This window comes from Bradyrhizobium sp. 199 (assembly GCF_023073355.1).
GTDB lineage: Bacteria > Pseudomonadota > Alphaproteobacteria > Rhizobiales > Xanthobacteraceae > Bradyrhizobium.
Window position 1 is genome coordinate 563,591 of the sequence record NZ_JADPJI010000005.1, and the last position, 24,075, is coordinate 587,665.

General features: G+C 64.7%; 20 protein-coding genes. 8 read left to right on the forward strand and 12 right to left on the reverse strand.

From position 1 onward, the window contains the following. Window positions 1–50 precede the first annotated feature (50 nt). On the forward strand, window positions 51–668 hold the full coding sequence (locus IVB28_RS11030; protein WP_247528507.1) for a hypothetical protein: 618 nt from the start codon (window positions 51–53) through the stop codon (window positions 666–668). 25 nt (window positions 669–693) lie between these two features. Here IVB28_RS11030 and IVB28_RS11035 read toward each other — a convergent pair whose 3' ends face one another. Next, complete coding sequence (locus IVB28_RS11035) at window positions 694–1,716, reverse strand: methionine synthase (RefSeq protein WP_247526147.1); 1,023 nt, start codon at window positions 1,714–1,716, stop codon at window positions 694–696. Between the two features lie 133 nt (window positions 1,717–1,849). Between IVB28_RS11035 and IVB28_RS11040 the strand changes: the two genes are divergently transcribed. The 3 genes from IVB28_RS11040 to IVB28_RS11050 all read left to right on the forward strand — a co-directional run bounded on the left by IVB28_RS11040 (window position 1,850) and on the right by IVB28_RS11050 (window position 4,273). Beyond that, window positions 1,850–2,551: a glutathione S-transferase N-terminal domain-containing protein gene (locus tag IVB28_RS11040; RefSeq protein ID WP_247526149.1), complete on the forward strand. Its 702-nt coding sequence runs from the start codon at window positions 1,850–1,852 to the stop codon at window positions 2,549–2,551. A gap of 136 nt (window positions 2,552–2,687) precedes the next feature. Next, on the forward strand, window positions 2,688–3,296 hold the full coding sequence (locus IVB28_RS11045; RefSeq protein ID WP_247526151.1) for a 2-hydroxychromene-2-carboxylate isomerase: 609 nt from the start codon (window positions 2,688–2,690) through the stop codon (window positions 3,294–3,296). Then, window positions 3,296–4,273, forward strand: a complete 978-nt coding sequence (locus tag IVB28_RS11050; RefSeq protein WP_247526153.1) for an NADPH:quinone oxidoreductase family protein — start codon at window positions 3,296–3,298, stop codon at window positions 4,271–4,273. Before IVB28_RS11045 ends, IVB28_RS11050 begins: the two co-directional genes overlap by 1 nt. Window positions 4,274–4,359: 86 nt before the next feature. On the opposite strand, the gene IVB28_RS11055 is transcribed toward IVB28_RS11050, so the two are convergent. The 8 genes from IVB28_RS11055 to IVB28_RS11090 all read right to left on the reverse strand — a co-directional run bounded on the left by IVB28_RS11055 (window position 4,360) and on the right by IVB28_RS11090 (window position 14,645). Next, the gene (locus IVB28_RS11055; protein WP_247526154.1) at window positions 4,360–5,250 is read right to left on the reverse strand and encodes a crotonase/enoyl-CoA hydratase family protein; all 891 of its coding nucleotides are present in this window, start codon (window positions 5,248–5,250) and stop codon (window positions 4,360–4,362) included. 150 nt (window positions 5,251–5,400) lie between these two features. Beyond that, a complete protein-coding gene (locus tag IVB28_RS11060) occupies window positions 5,401–6,822 on the reverse strand; it encodes an amidase (protein WP_247526156.1) in 1,422 nt (473 codons plus the stop codon). Then, window positions 6,815–7,987, reverse strand: coding sequence for a M20 aminoacylase family protein (locus IVB28_RS11065; protein ID WP_247526158.1), 1,173 nt, complete (start codon window positions 7,985–7,987; stop codon window positions 6,815–6,817). The genes IVB28_RS11060 and IVB28_RS11065 overlap by 8 nt, the downstream gene beginning before the upstream one ends. 14 nt (window positions 7,988–8,001) lie before the next feature. Further along, a complete protein-coding gene (locus tag IVB28_RS11070) occupies window positions 8,002–9,507 on the reverse strand; it encodes a M81 family metallopeptidase (protein WP_247526160.1) in 1,506 nt (501 codons plus the stop codon). A 296-nt stretch (window positions 9,508–9,803) separates the two neighbouring features. Then, a complete protein-coding gene (locus tag IVB28_RS11075) occupies window positions 9,804–11,453 on the reverse strand; it encodes an ABC transporter ATP-binding protein (RefSeq protein WP_247526161.1) in 1,650 nt (549 codons plus the stop codon). After that, the gene (locus tag IVB28_RS11080) at window positions 11,453–12,340 is read right to left on the reverse strand and encodes an ABC transporter permease (RefSeq protein WP_247526163.1); all 888 of its coding nucleotides are present in this window, start codon (window positions 12,338–12,340) and stop codon (window positions 11,453–11,455) included. Before IVB28_RS11080 ends, IVB28_RS11075 begins: the two co-directional genes overlap by 1 nt. 14 nt (window positions 12,341–12,354) lie before the next feature. Then, window positions 12,355–13,296 (reverse strand): ABC transporter permease, encoded by a 942-nt coding sequence (locus tag IVB28_RS11085; protein WP_247526165.1) that lies wholly within the window; start codon window positions 13,294–13,296, stop codon window positions 12,355–12,357. Between the two features lie 218 nt (window positions 13,297–13,514). After that, on the reverse strand, window positions 13,515–14,645 hold the full coding sequence (locus IVB28_RS11090) for a M20/M25/M40 family metallo-hydrolase (RefSeq protein WP_247526167.1): 1,131 nt from the start codon (window positions 14,643–14,645) through the stop codon (window positions 13,515–13,517). 267 nt (window positions 14,646–14,912) lie between these two features. On the opposite strand from IVB28_RS11090, the gene IVB28_RS11095 reads away from it, so the two are divergent. After that, window positions 14,913–16,523, forward strand: coding sequence for an ABC transporter substrate-binding protein (locus IVB28_RS11095; RefSeq protein WP_247526168.1), 1,611 nt, complete (start codon window positions 14,913–14,915; stop codon window positions 16,521–16,523). A gap of 283 nt (window positions 16,524–16,806) precedes the next feature. On the opposite strand, the gene IVB28_RS11100 is transcribed toward IVB28_RS11095, so the two are convergent. Together IVB28_RS11100 and IVB28_RS11105 are read right to left on the reverse strand one after the other, a co-directional pair. Beyond that, complete coding sequence (locus IVB28_RS11100; RefSeq protein WP_247526170.1) at window positions 16,807–18,057, reverse strand: multidrug effflux MFS transporter; 1,251 nt, start codon at window positions 18,055–18,057, stop codon at window positions 16,807–16,809. A gap of 133 nt (window positions 18,058–18,190) precedes the next feature. Beyond that, the gene (locus tag IVB28_RS11105) at window positions 18,191–18,775 is read right to left on the reverse strand and encodes a TetR/AcrR family transcriptional regulator (RefSeq protein WP_247526172.1); all 585 of its coding nucleotides are present in this window, start codon (window positions 18,773–18,775) and stop codon (window positions 18,191–18,193) included. Window positions 18,776–18,861: 86 nt separating this feature from the next. On the opposite strand from IVB28_RS11105, the gene IVB28_RS11110 reads away from it, so the two are divergent. The 3 genes from IVB28_RS11110 (at window position 18,862) to IVB28_RS11120 (ending at window position 22,489) form a co-directional block, all read left to right on the forward strand. Beyond that, a complete protein-coding gene (locus IVB28_RS11110) occupies window positions 18,862–19,641 on the forward strand; it encodes a crotonase/enoyl-CoA hydratase family protein (RefSeq protein WP_247528509.1) in 780 nt (259 codons plus the stop codon). Between the two features lie 203 nt (window positions 19,642–19,844). Further along, a complete protein-coding gene (locus tag IVB28_RS11115) occupies window positions 19,845–21,164 on the forward strand; it encodes a hypothetical protein (protein ID WP_247526174.1) in 1,320 nt (439 codons plus the stop codon). Between the two features lie 71 nt (window positions 21,165–21,235). Further along, window positions 21,236–22,489, forward strand: coding sequence for a hypothetical protein (locus tag IVB28_RS11120; RefSeq protein ID WP_247526176.1), 1,254 nt, complete (start codon window positions 21,236–21,238; stop codon window positions 22,487–22,489). A 2-nt stretch (window positions 22,490–22,491) separates the two neighbouring features. Here IVB28_RS11120 and IVB28_RS11125 read toward each other — a convergent pair whose 3' ends face one another. Continuing rightward, a complete protein-coding gene (locus IVB28_RS11125; RefSeq protein WP_247526177.1) occupies window positions 22,492–23,991 on the reverse strand; it encodes a hypothetical protein in 1,500 nt (499 codons plus the stop codon). Window positions 23,992–24,075 lie beyond the last annotated feature (84 nt).

Consider the following 24,075-nt stretch of genomic DNA (forward strand, 5'->3'; position numbering starts at 1 on the left):
CGATGCTTCGCATCGCCCTGGAATGACGATCGTTGAACCGTCGCGCCATCATGCCCCTGCAAAACCGTGTCACGCCGACAGGCGACATCATCGCGACCCCGCACCGCGGCCTGTTCACCGGCAATCGCGGCATCATCCACGATCCCGCGACCAGGACGCTGCTGAATAAGCGCTGGTCGTCACCGGCATGGATTACGTGCCTGTGTGAATTCCGCGGCTGGCGGCGGCCGGTGATGGCGCGGCGGAGCTGGACCGAGCTGTTCTTTCTCGACGAAGCCACAGCCTTTGCCGCGGGGCACCGGCCCTGCTTCTTCTGCCGCCGCGACGATGCCAAGCGATTTCGCGCTGCGTGGGAAGCGGGGAACGGTGCCAGCGGCGTCAGCGCGAAGACGATGGATGCCGTGCTGCATCGGGAGCGTCTCGATCGCGGCCGCAAGCGCTTGCACGCATTGGCGGTGCCGCTCGCAGACCTCCCCGACGGCGCCATGGTGCGGCAGGGCGAAGAGAGTTTTCTGGTGCTGCAGGGCAAGGCGCTGTTGTGGTCGCCGGCGGGCTATGGCACCAGCGCACGTCAGCTCGACGACGTAAAGTTGCTGACGCCGCCCTCGACGCTACGCGCGCTCAAGGCCGGCTACCAGCCCGTGCTGCATCCGACGGCGTCAGGCTAGAGCAAGGCCACCACCGTCGTGATGATCACGCCAGCTTCTCGCGCGCCAGCGCCGCGCCTGCGCCGAGCGCCATCAGCTTGGCTTCGGCGATCTCGCGCCGCATCGGCGCCATGCCGCAATTGGTGGTGGCGATGATGTTGCTCTTGGGCACGAATTTCGATACCGCGTCGATCACCTGAACGACGTCTTCGGCGGTCTCTACCGTGTCGCTGGCGACGTCGATCACGCCGGCTTGCACGATCTTGTTCTTCAAGAGCGCGAGCAGGTCGAGCGGCACTTTCGAATTGCGACATTCGATCGCGACCTGCTGGATCGGGCTGGCGTCGATCGCCGGAAAGATCTGCTCATACTGCCGCCACTGCGCGCCGAGCGTTTCCTTCCAATCGGTGTTGGCCTTGATGCCGTAGCCGTAGCAGATGTGCACGGCCGTGGCGCAGGTCAGGCCCTGCGCGGCGCGCTCCAGCGCCTTGATGCCCCAATCGTTGACCTCGTCCATGTAGACGTTGAAGGCAGGCTCGTCGAACTGCACGAGATCGACGCCGTCGGCCTGCAAGGCCTTGGCCTCCTCGTTGAGCAGCTCGGCGAAGGCGAACGCCATCTTCACGCGGTCGCCGTAGTAGCGATCGGCGATGGTGTCGATGATGGTCATCGGGCCGGGCAGCGTGAACTTCAGCTTCTTCCTGGTATGCGTGCGCGCCACGCGCGCCTCGAAAGCATGCACGCGTTCCCTGAGCCGGAGCGGCGCGACCACTTGCGGCACCATCGCCTTGTAGCGATCCTTGCGGATGCCCATCTCGACCTTGTGGGCGAAGTCGATGCCTTCGATCTTCTCCAGGAAACCGTGCACGAAATGCTGCCGGGCCTGCTCGCCTTCGGTGAGGATGTCGATGCCGGCGTCCTCCTGGATCTTGACCCAGATCAGCGTCGCGTCGCGCTTGGCGCGGAGAAGCTCGTCGCCTCCAGACTTCCAGGGCGCCCAGAGCATGTTGGGCTCGGCGAGCCATTCCGGCTTCGGCAAGGAGCCGGCGATCGTGGTTGGAAACAGCATGGCGGCCCTTCCGGCAGGTTGTGTTGCGCCCCTTCCTGCCATGTCCTAACGTCGAGGTACAGAACAACAAAAGTCGCTCTCTATTCCAGCGGCGACGACGGAAAATGCCAAGGAAATTGCCAAGGGCCAGGTCATGATCGACCTCTATTACGCGCCGACGCCGAACGGCTGGAAGATCTCGATCATGTTGGAGGAGCTCGGGCTTCCCTACACCGTGAAGCCCATCAACATCCGCACCGGCGAGCAGTTCAGCCCCGAATTTCTGGCGATCTCCCCGAACAACCGCATCCCCGCGATCGTCGATCACGCACCTGCCGACGGCGGCGAACCGTTCTCGGCCTTCGAGACCGGCGCGATCCTGATTTATCTCGCGGAGAAGACCGGCCGCTTCTTGGCCACCGATTTGCGCGGCCGCTCCACCACCATCCAGTGGGTGATGTGGCAGATGGCCGGCCTCGGACCGATGCTGGGCCAGCACGGCCATTTCGCGCTCTATGCGGCGGAGAAGATTCCCTATGCGATCCAGCGCTACCGTGACGAGGCGGCCCGGCTGTACGGCGTGCTCGACCGGCAGCTGGAGCACACCAATGCCTATGTCGCCGGCGACTATTCCATCGCAGACATCGCCTGCTTTCCCTGGACAATGACCCACAAGGCGCAAGGCTTTACGCTCGACGACTATCCGAGCGTCAAGCGCTGGTACGCCGAGATCCGCGCCAGGCCGCAGGTGCAGGCGGGCCTTGCGATCGGCAAATTCGTGAAAGAGCCGTTCGACGAGGAATCACGCAAGATCATGTTTGGACAGCGTGCGAAGGAAGTGCTGGGAAAGAAATAGACCTCCGCTCTCTCCTCGTCATTGCGAGGAGCCCTTGCGACGAAGCAATCCAGACTGCTTCCGCAGAAAGATTCTGGATTGCTTCGCTACGCTCGCAATGACGGGGATGGAATAGAATGACAATAAGGGAAACGCCATGATCGAGTTCTTCTTCGACTGTTCCAGCCCCTGGACCTATCTCGCCTTCCACAATATCCAGCCGCTCGCCAGAGAGCTTGGCGCGGAGATCGTCTGGCGGCCGATCCTGGTCGGCGGCATCTTCAATACGGTCAACCCGAGCGTCTACGCGCAGCGCGAGACCCCGGTGCCGCTGAAAACGCGCTATATGAAGAAGGATCTTCAGGACTGGGCGCGCTCGGCCGGCCTGTCGATCAAGATGCCGCCGACGGTGTTTCCGGTGAACAGCGTGAAGGCGATGCGTGGCTGTATCTGGCTGGGTGCCGACGTGGTGACGTTCGCCACCGCATTGTTCGAGGCCTATTGGGGCGGCGACAAGGACATCTCGCAGGATGCGGTGCTGGCCGAGATCTGCAGCAAGGTCGGTATCGACGAGCGAAAATTCTTCGCCGGCATCTCGGAGCAGAGCATCAAGGATCAGCTCAAGGCGAATACGGAAGAGGTGATCGCCCGCGGCGGCTTCGGCTCGCCGACGATCTTCCTTGGCAAGACCGACATGTATTTTGGCAATGACCGCCTGCCGCTGATCCGCGAGGCGCTGCTGCGCAGCAAGGCGAGCGCGGCCTGATGGTGCGCGCTGTCGTCTGCCGCACGCTTGGCTCGCCCGAAACCTTGCGGCTGGAGGAGTTTCCGCCCCGCGCCCTGAAACTGGGCGAGGTGCGCGTCGCGATCCGGGCCGCCGGGCTGAATTTTCCGGATGTGCTGATGGCCGCCGGCGAATATCAGCTCAAGCCGGAGCTGCCGTTCACGCCGGGCATGGAAGCCGCTGGTGACGTGACCGAAGTGGGCGCGGAGGCGAGCGGTGTTGCCGTCGGCGACAAGGTCATCGTCAAGATGCGACACGGCGCCTTCACCGATGAAGCGGTGGTGACGCCGTCGCAGCTGACCCCCAAGCCGTCCACGTTCGACTATGCGGAGTCTGCGACCTATCTCGCCGGCCATGGCACCGCCTATCATGCGCTGATCGATCGCGGCCGGGTTACGCCCGGTGAGGTGCTGCTGGTGCATGGCGCCGGCGGCGGCGTTGGCCTTGCTGCCGTCGAGATCGGCAAGATGCTGGGTGCGATCGTGATCGCGACCGCCTCCAGCGACGAGAAACTTGCCATCGCCAAGGCGCGCGGCGCCGACCATCTCGTGCGTTACGATCGCGAGCCGTTTCGCGATGCCGTCAAGCGCATCACCGATGGCCGCGGCGCCGACGTCGTGTTCGATCCCGTCGGCGGCCAGGTCTTTGAGGACTCGATGCGCTGCATCGCCTGGGGCGCGCGGCTGCTGGTGATCGGCTTCACCGGCGGCATCGGCTCGGCCAAGACCAATCTCCTGCTGATCAAGGGCGCCAGCGTGCTCGGCGTGCGCGCGGGCGAAGCGGTGCGGAAGAACCCGGCGCTGGGTGAGGTCCGGCTGAAGGCGCTCTTGGAGTGGGCGGAGGAGGGCAAGCTGCGCCCCAACGTCTCGCACCGTCTGCCGCTGGCGGACTATGCAAAGGCGATGCAGCTGTTGCTCGACCGCAAGGCGATCGGGCGCGTCGCGCTGGTGATGGAGTAGTTTCGTCATTCCGGGGCGCCCGGAGGGCGAACCCGGAATCTCGAGATTCCGGGTTCTCTCTTCGCGAGCCCCGGAATGACCGTGAACTATTTATATTCCCGCTCCGTCCACCATGGGAAATAGTCCGGCATATCGCTCGACACCTTGTTCTTGAATTGCGCCGGACGCTTCTCCAGGAACGACACCACGCCTTCCTTGACGTCGTCGGAGCGGCCGCGGGCGTAGATGCCGCGGCTGTCGACCTTGTGGGCTTCCATGGGATCGTCGGCGCCCATCATCCGCCACATCATCTGGCGGATCAGCGCAACGGATACCGGCGCGGTCTTCACGGCAAATTCCTTGGCAAGCGCGCGGGCGGTCGGCAACAGATCGTCGGGGGCGACGACTTTGCTGACGAGACGGCCAGCGAGGGCCTCTTGCGCCGGGAAGACGCGCCCGGAATAGCACCATTCCAGCGCCTGCGAGATGCCGACGATGCGCGGCAGGAACCAGCTCGACGCCGCCTCCGGCACGATGCCGCGCTGGGAGAACACGAAGCCGAACCGCGCCGCGTCCGAGGCAATGCGGATGTCCATCGCAAGCTGCATGGTGACGCCGATGCCGACGGCAGGGCCGTTCACGGCGGCGATCACCGGCTTGAGGCACTTGAAGATTCGCAGTGTCACCTGGCCGCCGCCGTCGCGCACCTGCGGATCGCTATAGTCGACCTTGCCGTCGGCAAAGCGCTTCACGGGACCACGGCGCGCGTCGCGATCGAACGTGTCGGCGCCGGAGGAGAGGTCGGCGCCCGCGCAAAAACCGCGGCCGGCGCCGGTGACGATGATGGCGCGGACATTGTCGTCCTTGTCGGCGGCGTCGAATGCGTCGATCAGCTCGGCCTGCATCTGCGCGTTGAAGGCGTTGAGCTTGTCGGGCCGGTTCAGCGTGATGGTGAGGATCTGCTCGGCGACCTCGTATTTGATCGTCTCATACGCCATGTGGTTTCCTTCCCTGTTTCTTTGCCGGTCTCTCTAGCATGTCATTCCGGGGCGCGCGACGCGCGAACCCGGAATCCATCTCTCCGCACCGATTGTGCCGAGGAATGGATTCCGGGCTTGCGCCAAGACGGCGCAAAACGAGAGAGCGTGTTAATGCGCCGGCGGCTTCGGCCAGGGCCGCTGCGGCCCGCGCAGACCTTCGAACGCCTTGGCCATGCCGAGCACGCCGATATCGTCGAAGCGGCGGCCGACGATCTGCACGCCGATGGGAAAGCCCTTCGCGTCGAAGCCGCCGTTGAGCGAGACGGCAGGGTTCTCCGACATATTCCACGGCACGGTATAGGCGATGTGCTCGAACGGCTTCATCGGATCGTTGGTCGGCGAGGCCCACTCCGCCGCATAGTTCACGTTCGGCGCGGTCGGCGAGATCACATAGTCGAGCTCGCAGAACAGCTTTCCTGCCGCGGCCCGGATCGCCATGGTCTGGTTGAAGCCGCGGATGACATCGACGCCCGACAGTTTCGCGCCGGACTCGCCCCATCTGAAGATATAGGGCAGCACCTTGGCCCGGTCGGCCGGCGTCAGCTTGGCCAGATCGTCCCACATCCGCGCGCGCCAGAAATTGTCGAGCCCATCGAGCATCTCGCGGGTGAGGATGCCATCGACTTCGGTGACGACCGCACCTGCGGACTCGAACGCTTTTGCCGCCTTCACCGCGACCTCGCGCACCGGCTTCTCCAGCGCCAGGCCGCAGCCGGGATCAAGCATCAGCCCGATGCGCAGTTTTCGCGGAGACTTCTCCAGGCCCTTCCAGTTGAGCGGCTCGGCGGGCAGGCTCATGCCGTCGCGCCGGTCGGGCTTGGCGATCACGCTCATCATCAGCGCGCAATCGTCGACCGTGCGGGTCATGGGACCCGCGACGCGGCCGACATAGGCAGGGTCGATCGGCACGCGGCCGAAGCTCGGCTTCAAGCCGACGAGGCCGCACCAGCCGGCCGGCAGGCGCACCGAGCCGCCGATGTCGGTGCCGAGATGCAGCGGACCATAGCCGGCTGCAGCGGCCGCGCCGGCACCGGCGCTGGAGCCGCCGGGATTCTTGGAGAGGTCCCAGGGATTGCGCGCCAGCGCGTGGAAGCTGGAGAGCCCGGAGGACAGCATGCCGTAATCTGGCATGGTGGTCTTGGCGAAGATGATCGCGCCGGCCTCGCGCAGCCGCGCTGCGGGCGGGGCGTCCTTCTCGGCCGGCACGAGCTTGACGCTGGCCGCCCCGAGCGGCACCGGCACGCCCTTGGTCGCGATGTTGTCTTTCACTGTGACCGGAACGCCGTCGAGCGCGCCGGATGGCTCGCCGCCGGCCCAGCGCGCGGTCGAGGCCTTCGCGGTCTCGCGCGCGCCGTCGGGATCGAGTGCATAGAGCGCCTTCAGATGCGGCTCCCACGCAGCGACGTGCGCGAGCACGTCCTCCAGCACCTCGCTCGGCGAGAACTGCTTGGCGCGATAGCCCGCGATCAGATCGACCGCGGACAGATCGTGCAGCGGGGTGATCGCCTCTTCGACGTTCTCTTTATGCACTGGCACCTACCGGCATGCGCGTCTCGACGATGCGGGCGAACATGCTGGCGCCGATCGGCAGAATCTTGTCGTCGAGCACGAAGCCGGGATTGTGCACGGGCACCGAGCCGTCATGGCCGACCCAGAAATAGGCGCCGGGAATGGTCTGCAGCATGTCGGCAAAATCCTCGCTGCCCATCTTCGGCTGGGCACGGGTGATCACGTTGGCGGGCTCGACGATGGTGCGCGCGACCTCCTCGACCACCTTGGACTGCTCGACCTGGTTGACCAGCACGTCGAAGGTGTCGCGGATGTCGACGTCGATCACGCACTCATAGGCGCTCGCGATGCCGGCGCAGATCGTGCGGATGCGTTCGCTGATCAGGGTGCGGACGTCTTTCGAGAAGGTGCGGATGGTGCCGCACAGATGCGCATCACCGGGGATGACGTTGTAGGCGGAACCGGCGTGGATCTGCGTGATCGAGATGACGGCGGCCTGCAGCGGCTCGACGTTGCGGCTGACGATGGTCTGGATCGCCTGCGCCAGCGTGGTCGCGATGATCACCGCGTCCTTGGAGCGCTCGGGCATCGCGCCATGCGCGCCATAGCCGGTGATGCGGAGGTCAAAGAAGTCGGCGCTGGCCATCGCGGGTCCGGGCAGGATCGCGATCTCGCCATGGTTGAGGTCGGGCGCGTTGTGCAGGCCGTAGAGCTCATCGCAGGGAAACTTCTCGAACAGTCCATCCTTGATCATCGCGCGGGCGCCGCCGAGGCCTTCCTCGGCCGGCTGGAAGATCAGGTGCACGGTGCCGTCGAAATTCCTGGTCTCGGCGAGGTAGCGCGCGGTGCCGAGCAGTATCGTGGTGTGGCCGTCATGGCCGCAGCCGTGGAAGCGGCCGGGGATTTTCGAACTCCATTTCAGATTGGTGTTCTCTTCCATCGGCAGCGCGTCCATGTCGGCGCGGAGGCCGATGCGCTTGCCGCTCGAACCCTTGCCCTTGATGACGCCGATCACGCCCGTGCCGCCGAGGCCGCGATGCACCTCGATGCCCCAGCTCTTCAGCTTGTCGGCGACGATGCCGGAGGTGCGCACTTCCTCGAACCCGATCTCGGGATGGGCATGGAGGTCGCGGCGGATGGCTGTGAGTTCGTCGGCGTAGCCGTCGATGCGGTCGATGGTGGGCATGTGTTCCTGTCCGGTTAGCGTGAAGGTGGATTGAAAACGGGACCGTTCGGCTTGATGCGGATGCCCGGGCGCAGACGCGTCCAGGGCAGCGTTGCGGTGTCGGCCGGCATCGCGCCGGGCGCGGCGCAGATCAGAAGCATCTCCGCGATCGGCTCGAAATCGGCGCGGAAGTGCACCGAGCTCTTGTTGACCAGGATCTTCTCACGCGTGGGCTCGATGCCGACATAGCGGTACATCGCCTGGTCGGCGAGCTGCGCCTTGTGCGAGCTCACCACGACGCGGACGTCGCCGATGCGCAGGCAGGCCGAGGGGCCCATCTCCATCTCGCGGCCGCCATAGTAAGGGCCGGGCGCGACGAAGCGGCCGTCGGACAGCTTTTCGACGACGAAGGTCTCGCGATAAGGCTCGTCCCCGGGGATGCCGGACTTGCCGCCGAGCGACAGCGTGACGGCAGCGCCGACGCCGGCCGCATGCGCGGCCTTGGCCGACACCGGATCGTAGATCGCGCCCGTCGCTGCGCTCGCCTTGTTGCGCACCAGCGCGCGCAGCATGCCGGTGGTGTCGGAATCGCCGCCGGCGCCAGGATTGTCCTGGGTGTCGGCGATGATGATCGGCTTGCTTGCGCCTTTGGAAAGCTCCATGGCGTGGCGCACGCCTTCGTCGGGAGACCAGATCTTGCCGTCGAAATCGTCCTCGTGGCTTTCGATCAGCTTCACGATCGCATCGGCCGCACGGTCGGCGTCCTCTTGCGTCCTGCCATAGGCGAACACGCTCGGACTGCAGTCGCGGAAGTCGGCAGCAGGGAATCCCGGTGCAAAGGAGAGCGTCGGAACCGCATCGCTCTCCAGCGCGGCGAGTTTTTCGTAGATGCCCTTGGTCGGCTGGTCGTTGGTGCACTGCCAGCTGATCGGGATCAGGAACGGCAATTGCCGGAACGCCTTTGCGAAGCGTTGCTTCGTCTTCAGCAGCAGGGCGAGATGCCGCGCCGAGGCGCGGCCGGTCTCGGCCATGTCGACATGGGGATAGGTGCGGTAGGCGATCAGCGCGTCGGCATGCTCGATCATCGCGGGCGTAACGTTGGCGTGCAGGTCGAGGCTGGCGACGAGCGGAACATCCTTGCCGATGAGGCGGCGCACGCGGGCGAGAATCTCGCCTTCGCCGTCGTCGAGATGCTCGGTCACCATGGCGCCGTGCAAGTCGAGATAGACGGCATCGATGGGACCGGCGGCTGCGATGCCCTCAACCATCACCTTCACGATGCGTTCAAAAGCATCCTCCGTGACATGCGCCGAGGGGCTGGCCCCGCAGGCGATCGTCGGAACGAGTTCCCAGCCGTTGGCTTCAGCGCTGTCGACGAAGCCGGCGAGGCCGACATTGATGCGCCGCATCACCTTCAACACGTCGGCGCCCTCCGTCATCGCCGGCCAGCCGCCGCCATGCTGGAAATCGGCGAAGGTTGCCTTGGTGGGAGCGAAGGTGTTGGTCTCGTGCAGGAAGCCGCCGACGGCGATACGTGTCATCAATTTAAGTCCAGCGTTGGAAAGTGCGCGACGTTAGCCTTGGCTCTGCGGGGAGAGCAAGGTGAGAGGCAATCGCGCCGTGCATGGGGTCAAGTTGTTTTGGGAATGCTGCGGTTGCGGGTACGTTTGAGCTGCTCCGCCAACCAGACTCCTGGTGTCGTCCCTGCGAAAGCAGGGACGCATAGCCCCAGGGAGGAGTTTGGGAAGGCTCGTGGTCCGGGATTAGCACCGCACGCGACCGGCAGATTCCGCGGTATGGGTCCCGGCGTTCGCCGGGACGACACCGGTGAATGTAGCTACAGCGTCGCCGCCGCGCCTTCCGACACCGGCCGGAAGTTCGCAAAGTCCCAGCCGCGCCCGGGTGCTGCTTCCAGCAGCGCCCTGGTGTAGGCCTCCTTCGGATGCGTCAGCACCTCGGCGGCGGGGCCTTGCTCGACGACGCGGCCGTGCTGCATCACCACGACCTCGTCGCAAATCTGCGCGGCGACGCGCAAATCGTGGGTGATGAACAGGATCGCGATGCCGAGGCGGTTCTGGATCTCGTGGAGCAACTCCAGCACCTGCGCCTGCACGGAGACGTCGAGCGCGGAGACCGCTTCGTCCGCGACCAGCACGTCGGGATCGAGCGCGAGTGCGCGGGCGATGGCGATGCGCTGACGCTGGCCCCCCGAGAATTGGTGCGGATAGCGCGACACCGCATCGGCCGGCAGACCGACGAGCTCGAGCAGTTCGCGCGCCCGTTTCATCGCGTCAGTGTGCGCGACGCCGTAATTGATCGGGCCTTCGGCGATGCTCTCGCCGACGGTGACGCGGGGATTGAGCGAGCGATAGGGATCCTGGAATACGATCTGGATCTTCTGCCGGTGCGGCTGCAGCAGGCGCCGCGAGATGTCGGCGATCTCGCGCCCGGCGAGGCGTACGCCGCCGGAGGTCGGGTCGATCAGGCGCACGATACAGCGCGCCACCGTCGACTTGCCCGAGCCGCTCTCGCCGACGATGCCCAGCGTGCGGCCCTTGCGCAGCCTCAGCGTCACCTTGTCGGCGGCGACGACCTCGCGGCCTTTACCGAAGAAGGCGCGTTCCTTGTAGACCTTGCTGAGCTCGTTGGCCTCGAGCACCACGGGCTCACGGCTATCCTCGCGCGGTGGCCGGGGCACCAGGCTTGGCACCGCAGAGAGCAGGTTGCGGGTGTACTCCATGGTCGGATTGCGCAGCACGGTGTCGAGAGGGCCGGTCTCGACCAGGCGGCCCTGCCGCATCACCGCGACGCGGTCGGCGATCTCGGCGACCACGCCCATGTCGTGGGTGATGAACAGCACGGCGGTGCCGTGATCGCGCTGCAGGTCGCGGATCAGGGTCAAAATCTGCTTCTGTGTGGTGACGTCGAGCGCCGTGGTCGGCTCGTCGGCAATGAGGAGCTTCGGCTCCAGCACCAGCGCCATCGCGATCATGATGCGCTGGCGCTGGCCGCCGGAGAGGCGGTGCGGGTAGGAGGCGAAGATGCGCTCGACCTGGGGCAGGCGAACCTGCTCCATCATGTCGAGGATGCGCTTCTTTCGCGCTTTGGCATCGAGATTGGTGTGGGCGCGCAGAACCTCGTCGATCTGGCCGCCGACCGGCACCACCGGATTGAGCGCGGTCATCGGCTCCTGGAAGATCATGGCCATCCGCGTGGCGCGCAGCTGCCGCAGGCGGCGGTCGGTGGCGGTGAGGATCTCCTCGCCGACCAGCTTGACGCTGCCGCCGGTCGGCACCAGCGTGCCCTTGGGCAAGAGCCCCATCGTGGTGAGCGAGGTCACCGACTTGCCCGAGCCGCTTTCGCCGACAAGGCACAGCGTCTCGCGCTCATGGACCTGGATCGAGATGCCGTCGATGATCTTCGGTCCGCCCGGCTTCTTGCCGATCGAGACGACGAGATTGTTGATGTCGAGGATGATGTTGGTCATCACTTGCCTTCCCGCTGCTTCATGCGCGGATCGAGTGCGTCGCGGGCGGCGTCGCCGATCAGATTGATGCTGAGGATGGCGATCGAGAGCAGCAGGCCGGGCCAGAAGATCAGCGATGGCTTGATCTGGAAGTACTGGCGGCCCTCGGCCATGATGTTGCCCCAGGTCGGCGTTTCCGGCGAGATGCCGGCGCCGAGGAAGGAGAGGATCGCCTCGGTGAGGATGGCGCTGGCGCAGACATAGGTGCCCTGGACGATCAGCGGCGCGATCGTGTTCGGCACCAGGTGCCGCCACATGATCTTCGGCAAGGACGAGCCGACCGAGATCGCCGCCTCGACGTAGGGCTCTTCGCGCGCCGACAGCACGACCGAGCGAACCAGACGCGCCACGCGTGGAATCTCGGGAATGGTGATCGCGATCAGCACGGTCCAGAGGCTGGCACCGGACAGCGACACCACGGCGATCGCGAGCAGGATGCTGGGCATCGCCATCAAGCCGTCCATGACCCGCATCAGCACGGCATCGACCAGCTTGAAGAAGCCGGAGACGAGGCCGATCGCGAGCCCGATGGCGATCGACAGGATCGCCGAGCCGATGCCGATCAGAAGCGAGATGCGGCCGCCATAGAGGACGCGCGACGCCAGGTCGCGGCCATAGGCATCGGTGCCGAGCAGGAATTGCGCGGACGAGGGCTTGAGGCGTTGCGACGGCGCGAGCTGGATCGGGTCATGCGGCGCGATCAGCGGCGCGAGGATCGAGACCAGCACGATGAGCGCGAGCAGGACCGTGGCCGTCGCGATGATGGGCGTCGAGGTCAGGAATCCGAAGCGCGGCCGCAGCGGCGACGTGATCGGAATGGAGGACTGGGGAAGGGTATCGACCGACATGTTTTGTCCTTGCCTCAGTACCGGATCCGGGGATCGAGCAGGGTGTAGGCGACGTCGATGAGAAGGTTGACCACGACGTAGATCAGCGACGTCAAGAGGATCATCGCCTGGATCACCGGATAGTCGCGCGCCAGCACCGCATCCACGGTGAGGCGGCCGATGCCGGGAATGTTGAACACGCTCTCGGTGACGACCACGCCCGAAATCAATAGCGCAAAGCCGGTGCCGATCACGGTAATGACAGGCACCGCGGCGTTGCGCAGCGCGTGCCGCATCATCACGGCAACCTCGTTGATGCCCTTTGCGCGCGCGGTGCGGACGTAATCCTCGCCGAGCACGTCGAGCATAGCCGCCCGCGTCATGCGCGCGATCAGCGCGATGTAGATGAAGGAGAGGGCGCAGGTCGGCAGGATGATGCGCTCGAAGAACGGCCCGACGCCGTTGAAGATGCTGCGGAAGCCCTGCACCGGAACCCAGCGCAGCTCGATCGCGAAGACCTGGATCAGGATGTAGCCGACCACGAACACCGGCACCGAGAAGCCGAGCACGGAGAGGCCCATCACGAAACGGTCGATCCAGGTTCCGTGCTTCCACGCCGCGATCACGCCCAGGGGAACGGCGATGACGACGGCGAGGACGATGGTCGACAGCGCGATCGAGATCGACGGCTCGACGCGCTGGCCGATCATCTTCATGACCGGCAGATTGGAGATCAGCGAGGTCCCGAGATCGCCGTGCAGCAGCTTGTTCACCCAGGTGACGAACTGCACGATCAGCGGCTCGTTGAGGCCGAGCGAGGTGCGGATGCGCTCCAGCCGTTCGGGCGTCGCGTTGTCGCCGGCGAGAATCGCGGCGGGGTCGCCCGGGGTGAGGCGGAGCAGGAGGAAGACGAACAGCGCGACGACCCCCATCACGGGCACGGCGGCGAAGATTCGGCGAAGGAGATATCCGAGCAAGTTGGATTCCGTCAGATTGGAGTCAAATCATGGCAGCGACTAGGGTCCGTTCTGCCACCAGCCTAACATTTCAGCAATTCCCGTGCCATCAGGGCCACAGGTTTTGCAGTGCGGTCACTCGTTTTGGGGCAGCTCCTCGGACGATGCAGAGCGAAGGGGCCCGCCGGACGAAATAAGGCGGTGGACGCAAAGGCGCTCCGCGCACCTGACCACACTGTTCAGTCCAGTGTCGCAAGCAGCCCCGCCATCAGGCGGCCACGCTCCACCAGGCTCTCGACCTCGATATACTCCTCGAGCGTGTGGCCGTTGTCGCCGCGCACGCCCAGGCCGTCGAGCGTCGGGATGCCCATCGCACCCGTGAAGTTGCCGTCGGAGCCGCCTCCGGAGCTCGCATGCGGCAGCTCAGTGCCGAGCGACTTGGCGATGCCGCGCGCCTTCTCGTACAGCGCCATCGTGCCGGCATCCGGCTCCCACACCGGACGCGTTACGCCGCGCGTCACCTTGAAGGCGACCTCGTTGGTCGTGCCTGACAGTGCCAGCATCCGCTCGACGCCGCGGTCGAGATCAGCCTGCCGCTTGGCCATGGAGAGCGCTTCGCCGGTGGCGGTCGTGGCCACGCAATTGACCCACTGCCCGCCATGCACCACGCCGACCGAGAAGGTGCAGTCCTCCGTCGTCATGGCGTCGATGGCGAGAATCTGCCGTGCCATCTCGCGGATCGCCGAGCGTCCCGCCGACAAGGTCGCGCCGGCGTGGCTCGGCCGCCCCCTCGCCTCGAGATTGAATCGTGCGATGGCGTAACGTCCGGTGGTGACGCCGTTGTCGGCACGGCCGGGCTCGGGCACCAGCACATATTTGTTGCGCGCAGCCTCCGCCTCGATGATGTCGCGTGTCGAGGGCGTGCCGACTTCCTCGTCCGGCGTGAACAGGACGGTGATCGGCAGCGGCGTGGTGAAGGACGCGCGCGCCAGCTGCCGGATCGCTTCCAGCGAGAGATAGTTGCCGCCCTTCATGTCGTAGATGCCGGGGCCGTAGCATTTGTTGCCCTCGCGCCGCCATTTCAACGTCTCGATGGTACCGACCGGGTGGACGGTATCCATGTGGCCGGCGATCAGGATGCCGGGCTCGCCTTGCCTTGGGTGTGGAAAGCGCGCGCGGATCACGCCGCCGAAGCCCTGCCGGCCGGCGATGCGCTCGATCGTCGCACCCATGATCGCCATGTCCCGCGCTGCGATATCGAGCATGCGGTTCACGGCACCAGCGTCCCAGGTCGGGCTTTCGCATTCGACCCAGCCGCGCAGACCCTCGAGCATTGCCTCGGAATCGAAAGGAAGATTGGCAGGATTCATCTCAATGTCTCTCAAGCTTCGCAAGGTGGAACGCGCATTGCATTGCCGCGGCAGGACGAGTGGAGAGTGTTGTAGAGCTAAACCGATCCTTGTGGAGCCCGTGCCCGCGCCGCCAGGGCTTGCAGCGAAACCGGATTGACGCGCTCGGCACTGTCTGCAAGTCTCGAAAGATAAAGGCATTGCATGAGGTTAGTTCGCCCAAGGAACGAGCCGCATGCTGAACCAATAATCTGCCTTTGAACAGTTTCACGTCAGGAGAAACTTTTTATGTTCAACTTCATGCGCCGGAGGCCTCGCGCGTTTGCCTCCAAACTTGCGCTGTCTGTCGTCGCGCTTTCGACGGCGCTTGCCTCGCCCGTGCTCGCGGCCGGCAAGACCATCACGGCGGTGATGCACTCGGATCTGCGCATCATCGATCCGATCTTCACCACGGCCTACATCACGCGCGATCATGGCTACATGGTCTACGACACGCTGGTGGCCCCCGATTCGAGCTTCAAGATTCAGCCGCAGATGGCGGACTGGAAGATCTCCGACGACAAGCTCACCTACACCTTCACCCTGCGCGACGGGCTGAAATGGCATGACGGCGCGCCGGTGACGGCGGAAGACTGCGTCGCATCGCTGAAGCGCTGGGCCGCGGTCGACGGCATGGGCCAGAAGCTCATGGACTTCACCGCGAGCATCGAGGCGACCGACGCCAAGACCATCACGCTCAAGCTGAAGGAGCCCTACGGCCTCGTGCTCGACTCCATCGGCAAGCCGTCCTCGCGCGTTGCCTTCATGATGCCGAAGCGCCTCGCTGAGACGCCGGCGGACAAGCAGATTCCGGAGCAGATCGGCTCGGGTCCGTTCAAGTTCGTGCAGTCGGAATTCCAGCCGGGCGTGAAGGCGGTCTACGTCAAGAACACCGACTACGTGCCGCGCAAGGAGCCGGCGAGCTGGACCTCCGGCGGCAAGGTGGCGAAGGTCGACCGCGTCGAATGGATCACCATGCCGGACTCGCAGACCGCGGTGAACGCATTGCAGTCGGGCGACATCGACTTCATGGAGAACTTGCCGTACGACATGCTGCCGGTGCTGGAGCCGAACAAAGAGATCACGATCGAGGTCTTGAACAAGTTCGGCTTCCAGACGCTCGGCCGGATGAACTTCCTTCATCCCCCGTTCGATAACGTGAAGGTGCGCCGGGCTGCATTCCTGGCGATGAATCAGAAGGACGTGCTCGACGCGCTCATCGGCAACGCCAAATATCAGAAGATCTGCGGCGCCTTCTTCATTTGCGACACGCCGCTTGCGACCGAAGTCGGCGCCGAGACCCTGGTGAAGGGCAATGGCATGGCGGAAGCCAAGAAGGCGCTTGCCGAGTCCGGCTATGACGGCACCCCGATCGTAATCATGGCGCCCGGCGACGTCACGACGCTGAAGGCACAGCCGATCGTTGCAGCTCAGTTGCTGCGCGAGGCCGGCTTCAAGGTCGATCTGCAGGCAACCGATTGGCAGACCGTGGTGAGCCGTCGCGCCAGCCAGAAGCCGCCGAAGGAGGGCGGCTGGAACATGTTCTTCACCAACTGGGTCGCGGCCGACGTCTCCAACCCGATCGCCAATCTCTCGATCGGCGGCCAGGGCAAGAAGGGCGGCTGGTTCGGCTGGGCGGAGGACGCCAAGATCGAGCAGCTCAAGGACGCCTTCGTTCGCGCCCCCTCGCTCGACGAGCAGAAGAAGATCGCCGCCGACATCCAGAAGGAAGCCTATGAGCAGGTGATTTACATCCCGCTGGGACAGTATCTGGGGCCGAGCGGTTGGCGGAAGTCGCTGAAGGGCGTGCTCGACGGCCCGGCCACGCCGGTGTTCTGGAACGTCGACAAGTCGGAGTAAGCGGGAAACGCCTGGGTTTGAAAGCGGACGGCGCCGCAGGTCATCGCGGCGCCGTTTTTTATGAAGCGATCCCTGCGCGATCGGGTCTAGCAGTTCCCGTCGCGCAGCTGCTCGAGCCCTTCGCTTGCGAACGGCAGGCTCGTATCCGGCCGCTCACCGGACGAACCTTGCCTTGAAGCTGGCCGTTTGATCTCCCATGCGGGCTGATCCGGTCTGTTCTCTTGTTCCATGTGGCCAATCCTCTGAATTGCTGCGGTACAACATCGAGAGAAAAGGGAAGTTCCTAGCCGGTGGGACGATGATGCGGCTTGAACAGCCGTCCCTTCTCCACCACCAGCACGATCGCGAGCGCAGCGAGCGTCGACAGGAAGAAGCCGATCGAGAACGGCAGCAGCGTGCCATCGAAGCTCTGTCCGATCGCCATGCCGACCGCGATTCCGATCAATGTCGTGATCGAGCCGTACAGCGAGGAGGCGGTGCCGGCGATGTGGCCCTGCGGCTCCATGGCGAGCGCGGTGAAGTTCGCGACCATCATGCCGAACGAGAACATCATCAGAGCTGAGAGCACCATGAACAAGGCAAGCGGGAGCACGCCGAGGCTTTCCGTCAGCAGCATCACGGCGGCAACGACCGCGTAGAGCGCCAGCGCCCCGTGCGAGATCACGCGCATGCCAAGCCGCCCGACCAGCTGCGAGTTGAGGAAGCCGGCCACAGCCGTGCCGGCCGCGATCGCGGCGAAGGCGAGCGGGAAGTAATGGCCGAGGTGATAGATATCGGTGAAGACCTGCTGGGCGCAGAAGACATAGGCGAAGAGCGCGCCGATGACGCTGCCGGCGGCGGTGGCATAGCCGATGGTCTGACGGTTCGTCACCGTATGCCGGAACGCCGAGAGAACGTCGGCGGGCGCCAGCGACCGGCGCCCGGACTCGGGAAGGGTTTCCGGCAGCCGCAGCACGCACCATGCGAGCGCGAGCAGACCGCACAGCATCAGCACCACGAAGATGCCGCGCCATGCCGTCACCAGCAGCACCGCCTGTCCGAACGAGGGGGCGATCACCGGCACCGCGATGAATACCATCATCGCGAGCGACATCACGCTCGCCATGCGGCGGCCGGCATAACAGTCGCGCACGATCGAGGTCGCGATCACGCGCGTCGCCGAGGTGCCGAGCCCCTGCAGCGCGCGCGCCAGCAGCAGCGTCTCGAACGAAGGTGCGGCGACCGCCAGCACGCTCGCCACCGCATAGACCGCCATGCCGCCGAGCAGCACCGGCCGGCGACCGAAGCGGTCCGACAGGGGGCCCATGACGAACTGGCCGGCGCCGAAGCCGATCAGGAAGGTCGACAGCACCAGCTGGAGATGGTTGGCGAAGGGAATGTTGAAGGCTGCCCCGATATTGGGCAGCGCCGGCAGCATCATGTCCATCGCAAGCGGGTTCAGCGCCATGATGGACGCGATCATGATGACGAATTCTGGAAATCTCATGGGACGGTGTCCCGAGGACACCCAATCGTCGGCATTGACGTCAGACAAGAAGCTCACCTCTGAAATTCAGCGGCTTTATCCATTGTCCATGCTGCGTTGCACAACCCATGTTTCGGGATGGCTGGCAGGCGGCGCGGGGGCGGACAAGAATTGGTGAAGTCGCCCAGGGCGGGACGCCTCCTCAATCAGCTTGCGTTGCGGCTCTGGTAACCAAGTCGCGTGCCAATCGTCCAGCTGTCTCGACGTAGTCGAGATCGCGATGGATCAGCATCACGGTCGTGGCGCCGTCGAGCAGGATGACAAGCTGCCGTGCGAGCGCCGTCGCATTGGGAACCTCGTGATCGCGCAACTCCGTCGCGAGCCATGCTTCAAAACGCTTCTTGTGCGCCGCGCCGGCTTTAACCGCCGGGTGTGCCGGCGTGTTGGCGAGCTCGGCGATCGTGCGCAGGAATCCGCAGCCTCGCCATCGCGGCACATCCACGGAGCGTCCAAGTTTGGTGAAGAGACCCCGGACCTTTTCGGCCACCGTGCCGTCAGTCTCGGCGAACCAGCGCATGTAGAGCTCCAGCATCGGCTGGTCCCGGGCCGCAATGGTTTCGGCGACGAGCTCGTCCTTGCTGGTGAAGTGGTAGTAGAGCGTCTTCTTGGTGACGCCGGCTTTCGCGGCAACCGCATCCATGCTGACCGCCCTGATGCCATCGCCATAGAACAGGCGAGTCGCCGCAACGACGATCTGCTCGCGCGTGCTGTCACCTCTGGCCGCCATGACGGGTGTATACCGCCTAGTGAGTATACATGACAAGGCCGATGTGGCTGACTTGTTTGCCCGTTCGACCTGGAAGGAGCTGCGACTTGTCCGATCTGATACTCTTTGAGACCCGGGGCGCGGCCGCGCTGCTGACGTTCAACCGTCCGGCCAAGCTCAACGCGCTAAGCTACGCTCTCATCGACCGCCTGATGACGATCCTCGACCGCATCGAGGACGATGCAAACATCCGCGCGGTGGTCCTGACCGGGGCCGGCGATCGGGCCTTCTCGGCGGGCGCCGACATTGCCGAATTCTCGGAAAGCGTGAAAGCCGGGCCAGATATTGCGGTCAAGGACTTCGTGCGACGCGGGCAGGCGATGACGGCACGCATGGAGGCCTTTCCGAAGCCGATCATCGCCGCCGTCAACGGCATCGCCTTCGGCGGCGGCTGCGAGATCACGGAAGCCGTGCATCTCGCGGTCGCCAGCGAGCGGGCGACGTTCGCCAAGCCCGAGATAGCGATCGGCATCACGCCCACCTTCGGCGGCACGCAGCGGCTACCGCGGCTCGCAGGCCGCAAGCGGGCGCTGGAACACCTTCTGACCGGCGACTCCTTTTCGCCACAGCGAGCCCTGGAGATGGGATTGGTCAACCGCATCGTGCCGCACGGGCAGCTCCTCGACGCAGCCTTCGCGCTCGCGGAACGCATCACGCGAAATTCCCACCTGGCGGTCGCCCGGATCATTACGGCCGCCACGCGGGGCCTCAACGTCTCGATCGCGGAAGGCCTCGCCATCGAGCGCGAGCAGTTCGCGCGCATGGCAGCGACAACGGACACTCGTGAGGCGCTCGACGCCTGGCTGGCTGCCCGCCCGTCGCGGTAGGGCCGCCTGGATGTTTTCGCGAGCGTGGCGGGCCAGATCCCTCTCGCTCGTCTCGCAGCTTGGCAACCAGGGATTCACCATAAGCTCGGTCACAGCGCATCGGAGAGATGAATCCGCAACCCATCCTGTCCATTGTGGCCCGATCGGCGCCGCCCAGCGCGCCCAGGGAACTCAGCAGGACAGGTATTCTCGCGGTGTCCGACGTGACCGATGCAGCACGATGGTTGGGATCCTCGGCCGACCCGGCCGCGAGGCAAAGGACCTGGCTTGCCTGCCTGATCGCGCTGACCGCGCTGTTCGTGCTTGGCAATATCGCCAATTACGCCCGGCTCGATCTGAACTATGGCTGGGATCTTCACGTCAATTGCGCGGCGGTCGGTGCTCACACCGCCGGGCTCGATCCCTATTTCGTCGGGAATCTGAAGGTCACCACGCTCTCCTATCCCTATTTGCCCGTGACGCTGGATGTCTTTCGCCCGTTCTGCGCGGGTGGCTTTCTCGCCGGTCACTACATGGGCGTCTATTTCGCCCTTGCCGTGCTCTGCGGCCTGCTCTTGCCTGGTCTGGGCCGCAGGCGCACCCGCGCGCGCGATGTTGCGCTTAGGGTGCTGTGCGCGCTCGGCGCCTTCGTCGGTTTCGAATGGGTGCACGTGTCCGGCAACTTCGCGATCCTGAGCGGCGTGCTGACCACGATCGCGTTGATGCTCCTGCTTCGTGCAGCGGCCGGCGGAGCGTCGGAGGATCAGAGCTTTGCCTTGCGCCTCGGCGGCGCTGCGCTGCTTGGCGTTGTGGCGTCGTTCAAGCTGGTGTTCTTCCCCGTGCTGGCTGCGCTGTATTTTCTGCCGCTGTCGCGTGGTCGCAAGCTGATGCTGATCGCGGTGGCGGCGTTCTGCTTCGCCGTGCCGATCCTGATATCGCGGATGTTGTACCCCGATCTGTTCGCGAGCTGGCTGCTTGCGATTGCGGGACAGATTCCCAACCAGCACGCCGTCAATCTCGTGGAGGTCAATCCGTCGCTGCTGCTGCTCGCGCAGAGCCTGATGGATCATGCCGGCATTGATGCCAGGCCGGCCGTGTTTGCGACCTATGCGCTCGCAGCGCTCGCGCTCGTGCTTATTCCGTTCGCGTTATCCGTCCTGCGCGTGGCTGCGAGCCAGCCTGTGAGGGAAGGGGGATCGCCTCCGTTGCAGCTTGATCGCTGGCTGATGGATCATCCCCGCGCGGCCATGCGCATCACCGTGCTTGCCATGTTTGCGCTTTATCTCAGCTCGCCGCGCCTCAAGGAATACGCCTTCTTCGAGCTCGCGCTGTATGCCGCGATTCTCGTCGTCGACCTGCCGGCCCGCGCGCTCGCCGCCGTTCTCACCGTCGGTCTTCTCATTCCCGCGCTGATCTCGCTTGCAGGAACGGAGCTCGAAGGCACTTTCATCCTCCTCATCGTCGCGCTGATGAGTTTCTGGATCCTGCTGCTGGACTTTCGCGCGGAGCCGAAACGCCTCGAGATGGAAGGCGCGCAACCATGACCGACGTCGCCGCATCCGAGGAAAGCGCAGAACGACGGGGCCCTGCCGTCAATGCACGGGGGAGCAACTGGATGACCCGCTTCATCCTGGCCTTGGCGCTGCTTGTCGCCACGCTTGTCGTGATCGATATGGGCATGGACGAGACGTTCGGCTGGGATGCGCGGGTGAACTGCGCAGCCGTCGATGCGCATATCGAGGGGCTCGATCCCTATTTCGTCAAGAACCTGAAGGACACCAAGCTCTCCTATCCCTATCTTCCGGTGACCCTCGATGCCTTCCGGCCGGTCTGCGCCGGCGGTGTCCTCGTCGCGCACTACAAGCCGATCTATCTCGTTCTTGCGCTGATCTCCGCGCTGCTGCTGCCCGGTCTCGGCAAGACCCGGCCGGGCTGGAGGGATGTCGTGCTGCGGAGCCTGTTCGCGCTCGGTGGCTTCCTCGGCTTTGAATGGATCATCGCTACCGGAAATTTTGCGATCCTGAGTGGCCTGTTGACGGCCGCATCGCTTGCCCTGTTGCTGCGTCCTGCGCAGTCCGAGGTCGCGGGCGGCACGAGCCTCGCACCGCAGCTCGCAGGTGCGGCCGTGCTCGGCCTTGTCACCTCGTTCAAGCTGGTGTTCTTCCTGGTTCTTGCCGCGCTCTATTTCCTGCCGCAGCCAAGGGGTCGCAAGCTTCTCCTGATCGCCGTCGCAGCCGGCATGTTCGTGCTGCCGATGCTGGCTTCGCTGCTGATCCATCCGGACCTGTTCAGAAGTTGGCTGAGCGCGATCCTCGGCCAGATCCCCGGACAGCATTCGCCGGGGAACGAGGTCAATCCGTCTCTGCTCTTCCTCGCGCAGACGCTTGCGGACCGGATTGGGCTCGCCGGCAGCAAGGCGGTCGTTGCGACGCTTTATGGTCTGATCGCAGTCGCGCTCGTGCTCGCGCCGCTCGCGATCTCGGTGTGGCGCATGGTCGGGGCAACGCGCCCGGCTCGCAAGGCGTCGCTGCTTCAGATGTTCGACGACTGGCTCGTCGACCATCCGGTCGCCGCGATGCGTATCACCGTGCTCGCGATGTACGCGCTCTATCTCTGCGCGCCCAGACTGAAGGAGTACGCCTTCTTCGAGGTGGCGCTGTATGCCGCCGTGCTCGTCGTCGGCCTGCCCGCGGTGCTGATGGCGGCCGTGCTGACGGTCGCGATAGCCATCCCGGCCCTGGCGTCGGTCTCTGGCGTGTTCATGGACGGGTTCAGCCAGCTCACGATCGCGCTGATCTGTTTCTGGCTCCTGCTGCCGCGTGGCTATTCAGGCGGCGCTGCATCTTGGCGCGAGCCCCGGCAGGGCTGATCTTACCGGGGTGCGGCTTCTTGCCGGGTGTAGAGGCTGACATACGCGCCGGTATATTCCTCTTTCCAGCCTCTCTCGCTGACCAGGAAGTGCCGCAGCGGGTCATGTGCTCTGACCCAGAGCACGGCATCGATCTCATACTTGCTGATCGCCTTGTCCCAGGTGGCGCCATCGATGTCCCACCGAACCAGCTTGAGATAGTCGCGCAGCAACTCGTCCGGGTAGGCGGTCGCCGCCCGGCCGTCCACGAAGACCGGCACTGATCCCTTCGTTCTGAAGATCAGGAGCCCGCCGATGTTCCAGTGGTTCAGCAGGTGCGCGTGCGAGCTGTGCGCCTCGAGATAGCGCGCATCCTCCTCCGAGAGCATGTCCGGCAAAGCCAGAGCCGGTCTCACTTGCATGAAGGTGAATGGCAGCAACAGGATGCCGACGATTCCTGCCGCCAGCATGGCGCGCTGGACCTCGAAGCCCGACAGGCGTTTCGGCAGCAGCCGGTCGATGTGAAGCGCCATCGGGACGCTCGAGAAAATGAAGAAGAACGCGGCATATCTGAACTGATAGAGACCCAGGACCAGGAAGAGCCACGCAAGCACGCGCGCCTCGAGCGGAACGCGCGTGGAGCTTCGGTATCGCAGCTCCAGTGCAACGAAGGTCAGCGCATAGGCCATGCCGGGAATGCTGCCCGGCAGCTCAATGTTGTAGAAGTAGGACCGCCATTCGCCGATATCGGCCTGGACGAAATGACCCAGCGTCGCCCTGACGCCGTCATAGACGTGCCATCCCAGCGGATTGACGAAGATCGCGACGAAGCACCCAACGCCGGCGAGGCAGTAATTCCGAAAGTTTGTCCAGTCCCGCCGCAGCAAAGCGAGGCCACAGAAGACGCCGAGAATCGGGAAGGCGAGCATAAAGCCGCCATGCAAATTGACCCAGACGATCATCATCAGGGGTAGCAGGAACCATCCTCGCCGCCGCAGGCACTCCCCGTAGAAAACCACTGCGAACAGCATGGTCGCGATGTTCGGCGATGCCGCCAGATACATGTTGGGTGAAGCTTCGTAGCAGGGGTAGAGCAGGCACGCGGCGAACACTGCGATGCACACCGCCAGGGGCGACGCGCCGCTGCTCAAGCCGCAGTAGGCGAGGTATCCTGCGATGACCGCGCCGCAGGCGACGACCATGACGACGATCCCCGCAAAGCCGGCGTGCTGATAGAGCGCGCTGGCCATCACGTCCCAGAGCCAGGACAGATTGTACCATCGCTTGTCGCCGAGGGTGAAGGCCCACGGATCCTGGAAGGGGACTTCGCCGCGCTGCCTGATCAGGTCTCCGGCGGCGAGATGCCAGCCCAGATCATAATGGCCGAGCAGAAGTGGTCCGTTCGACAGATAAAACACGCAGAGGAAGGCGATCAGGAAGATGTAGACGGCGGCCCCGTGACGCCCGGACGCTGGCTGTTCTCCGGCTATCCCGGACCGGGACCAATCCTCGCGCGCGTCCATTGGAGCTCTCACCATCGAAGCCAATAGCTCCAGGCCCTGCATGTCCCTGGGTCTGCATTCGCTTTAGCGGAAGACGCTCTAAAG